The organism is Pseudomonas sp. P5_B2 (assembly GCF_056400445.1).
Window position 1 is genome coordinate 1 of the sequence record NZ_JBFULH010000382.1, and the last position, 3,923, is coordinate 3,923.

A 3,923-nucleotide genomic window follows, 5' to 3' on the forward strand; every position below is an offset into this window, starting at 1 on the left:
CTTGAGGACATGGTGCGCGACGGGCGATTCCGCGAAGATTTGCTCTATCGTCTGAACGTCATCACCTTGCACCTGCCTCCGCTACGCGAACGCCGTGAAGATATCCTGAACCTGGCGGACCGTTTTCTCGCCCGTTTCGTCAAGGAATACGCGCGCCCGGCAAGGGCTTTCAGTGATGAAGCCCGTGAGGCGCTATTGGGTTATCGCTGGCCCGGCAACATTCGCGAGCTGCGTAACGTGGTTGAGCGGGCGAGCATTATTTGTCCGCAGGAACGGGTCGAGATCAGCCACTTGGGCATGGCCGAAACGCCGATTAACAACGCGCCGCGCATCGGTGCGGCGTTGAGTCTGGATGAACTGGAAAAAGCCCACATCGGTGCAGTCCTCGCCACAGCGGATACTCTGGATCAGGCGGCAAAGACCTTGGGCATTGATGCATCGACCCTGTATCGCAAACGCAAGCAATACAACTTGTGAGCTGTATCCGATGAAACTGGCGATGAAGCTGCGTACTCGGTTGTTCCTGAGTATTTCCGCACTGATCACCGTGGCACTGCTCGGGCTCTTGCTCGGGCTGGTCAGCGTGATGCAGATGGCCAGCTCCCAGGAAGCGCTCGTTCGCAACAACTTCACCACCCTCGACCTGGGGCTGAAACTGCGTCAGACCCTGGGCGATCAATTGATGGTCATGGTCAGCGAGAAGCCCGATCCTGCCAGGTTCGAGTCGGCCAGGCAGCACTACATCCAGTTGCTCGATGAAGGCATCGCCCTCGAGCAATCCGGCAATGGCGGCCCGTATGGGTTTGAACAAGCCAAGAATGACTATCTGGATTTTCTTCTAGCCTACGGTCAGGCCTCTGATCCAGCCAAAGTGTTGAGCGGCAACGAAGCACTCACGGCAAAATTCAACACGTTGCGCAACGGTCTGCTCACAGAACACAAGCGTGCGCTGGATAACATCACTAACACCGAGCGCCAGTCACGGGAGCGCGCATTGCTGGTGGCTGGCCTGCTGGGGTTGGTAGGGTTGGCAGTGCTGATCATTGGATTTGTGACGGCCCACGCGATTGCCCGACGTTTTGGTGAGCCGATCGAGGCCTTGGCCCAGGCCGCCGACAATATTGGCAAGGGCAATTTCGAGGTGACCCTGCCGATTTCGTCCGCCATGGAACTGAACCTGCTGACCAAGCGCTTCGGGATCATGGCCGAGGCATTGCGTGAGCACCAGGCCACCAACATCGACGAACTGCTCGCCGGTCAACAACGGCTGCAAGCCGTGCTCGACAGCATCGATGACGGCTTGTTGATGATCGATCGCGAAGGGCATCTTGAACACCTCAATCCCGTGGCGCAGCGCCAGTTGGGTTGGGACACCGATCGCCTGGGACAGGGCCTGGGTGCGGCCCTTGAGCGTCCGGAACTGGATGAACAGCTGAAACTGGTGCTGCGCGGCGGCACGCTGGAGCGTGCGCCGGAAGACTTGAGTATCGAGATCGATGGTGAGTCGAGGCTGCTGACCTACAGCCTGACGCCGGTCATCCATACCCAAGGTCATATTCTCGGCGCGGTGATGGTATTACATGACGTCACCGAACAGAGGGCGTTCGAACGGGTGCGCAGCGAGTTTGTCTTACGCGCTTCCCATGAGTTGCGAACGCCGGTCACCGGCATGCACATGGCTTTCGGTCTGTTTCGCGAGCGGGCGAAATTTCCACAGGATTCTCGCGAAGCCGACCTGCTGGATACCGTCAATGAAGAAATGCAGCGCTTGATGCAGTTGATCAACGACTTGTTGAATTTCTCTCGCTACCAGAACGGATTGCAGAAACTGTCCCTGGCGCCATGCTCCATCGAGGATCTACTGGCGCAGGCTCAGGTCCGCTTTGCCGGGGCTGCGGCGGAGCAGGGCATCGAATTGCGAGTAGAAGTGCAGGGGACGCTACCCCGGTTGCAGGCCGATCAACCGCAACTGGACCGGGTGCTCGACAATCTGATCGACAACGCTTTGCGCCATACCGCTCGGGAAGGGCTGATTCGATTGCAGGCCCGGCGCCATGGCGAGCGGGTGATTATCAGTGTCGAGGACAACGGCGAAGGGATTGCCTATGGTCAGCAAGGGCGGATCTTCGAGCCCTTTGTCCAGGTTGGTCGCAAAAAAGGGGGGGCCGGGCTGGGTTTGGCACTTTGCAAGGAAATCGTGCAATTGCACGGTGGGCGGATGGGCGTCTATTCGCGGCCGGGTCAGGGTACGCAGTTCTACATGGCGCTGGCGGTATAAGCCGCTTTCACGCCTCGTCATTCAGTCGTCGGCCCGCCTTTCGCCGGCCGCGGGTAATCAGCTCGATGAACTGCACGGAGCTCAAGGCATGGGCGAACAGCCAGCCCTGACCGAACTTCACCCCCTCGCTACATAGAAACGCTGCCTGCGCTTCATGTTCGATGCCCTCGGCGATCACTTTGAGTTGCAGCGCTTGTGCCATGTGAATGATATGTGGTGCGACGCCGCTGCTGGCGGCGTCATGGCCCAATGCGTCGATAAATGCCTTGTCGATCTTCAGGCAATCCACCGGCAGAGTTTGCAGGTAGGCGAGGCTGCAATAGCCGGTGCCAAAATCATCGATCAGCACTTGATGCCCGACATCGCGCAACGCTTGCAGGTTTTCCCTGGCCACTACCACATCGATCAATCCCCGTTCTGTCACCTCGAAGGCAATCTGCTGTGCGGCGACCCGGTGCAGGGTCAGCAGGCGGGCCATCACTTGACCGATACGCGGCACCATTACATCGCACGCTGCAAGGTTGACCGAGATGTACAGTTGCGGGTTGGCGCGTAGCAATTGTCCCAGTTGTTCGAGCAAGCGTTGCAGCACGAAGTCGGTCATCTGCCGGATCTGGCCGGTATTTTCAGCCATTGGGATGAACAAGTCGGGGCTGGTCAATGTGCCGTCTGGCCTTCGCCAGCGCAGCAACGCTTCGGCACCGACACAGTTGCGGCTGTCGAGATCGAAGATCGGTTGATAAAGCACCTGCAGCTCACCTCGCCGTATGKCGCCGTGCAGTTCGGCGTCCAGCGACTGGCGCTGGCGCACCAGTAGAAACACCAGAAAACCAACAATCACCCCCAGCATCAGACTGGCAGGAAGCAGCCACCACCACACCGCCGGCACGTGCATGACTGTGCGCGGTGTGATCAATACCAATTGGTATTCCGGATTGTTGGTCGGCATGTGATAAATCAAGCGGGTCTGCGTGACTTGCAATGCGTCGCGGCTTTTGGGAACCCAGGATTCCGTCGGTGGCCAGACTTGTGCGGCACCCAAGACCGGAATGGCGCGAGTGCCACGGTCCAGCACCACCAGCAGGCTGCTTCCGGGCGACAAGTCGACCATGTCGGTCAAATGGCCACGAGACGTCGCCACCCGGAAGTTTCCCCTTCCAAGCATCAGCGCGGCACGGTTTTCATCGGGTTCGGTGGTGGTGTTCAGCCAATAACTGTAGGTGGGGCCTTTGATGTCGGGAGGTCGCAGTAACGACAACCCTTCCTGGCGAGGACGGCTGGAGCACAACCGTGAATCGTCGACGTAAGCCGCTTCGTAAACGAAGCGGTAATTAAAGCTGACCTGTTGCAGAGTTGCGATCAATTCGGCATCGCAACCTCGAAGCGGCTGGGCTTCAAGGTCGTCCAGGCTTTCGCGCAGCTGCCCAAACAGCTGTTCAAGGCGGGCGAGGAAGCGCTCGCCCTGAGCGTTCATTTCTCGGCTTTCATTCTGCTCAACCTGATGCATCGCCACGAACAGACTGCCCGCGATTAATAAGGTCGCACTCAGGACAGCCGCCAACATCGCCAAAAACCAGGGGCGATAGAACCAGCTACGGAGTGTTTCGCGCGCTACAGCCATCATTGATATCCGAAGAATTACCAA

At 58.6% G+C, this 3,923-nt stretch carries 3 protein-coding genes; 2 read left to right on the forward strand and 1 reads right to left on the reverse strand.

Annotated elements, in window-relative coordinates:
* Both AC1DRJ_RS20870 and AC1DRJ_RS20875 read left to right on the forward strand, forming a co-directional pair.
* Positions 1-477: AAA-type ATPase lid domain-containing protein (locus tag AC1DRJ_RS20870; protein ID WP_477803807.1), on the forward strand; the 477-nt coding region annotated here is incomplete at its 5' end.
* A 10-nt stretch (positions 478-487) separates the two neighbouring features.
* The gene (locus AC1DRJ_RS20875) at positions 488-2,278 is read left to right on the forward strand and encodes an ATP-binding protein (protein WP_477803808.1); all 1,791 of its coding nucleotides are present in this window, start codon (positions 488-490) and stop codon (positions 2,276-2,278) included.
* A gap of 7 nt (positions 2,279-2,285) precedes the next feature.
* On the opposite strand, the gene AC1DRJ_RS20880 is transcribed toward AC1DRJ_RS20875, so the two are convergent.
* A complete protein-coding gene (locus AC1DRJ_RS20880) occupies positions 2,286-3,899 on the reverse strand; it encodes an EAL domain-containing protein (protein WP_477803809.1) in 1,614 nt (537 codons plus the stop codon).
* Positions 3,900-3,923 lie beyond the last annotated feature (24 nt).

Bases quoted from the DNA above. Each gene is read 5' to 3' on its own strand.
- AC1DRJ_RS20875 (WP_477803808.1), top strand. From the start codon at position 488: ATGAAACTGGCGATGAAGCTGCGTACTCGGTTGTTCCTGAGTATTTCC.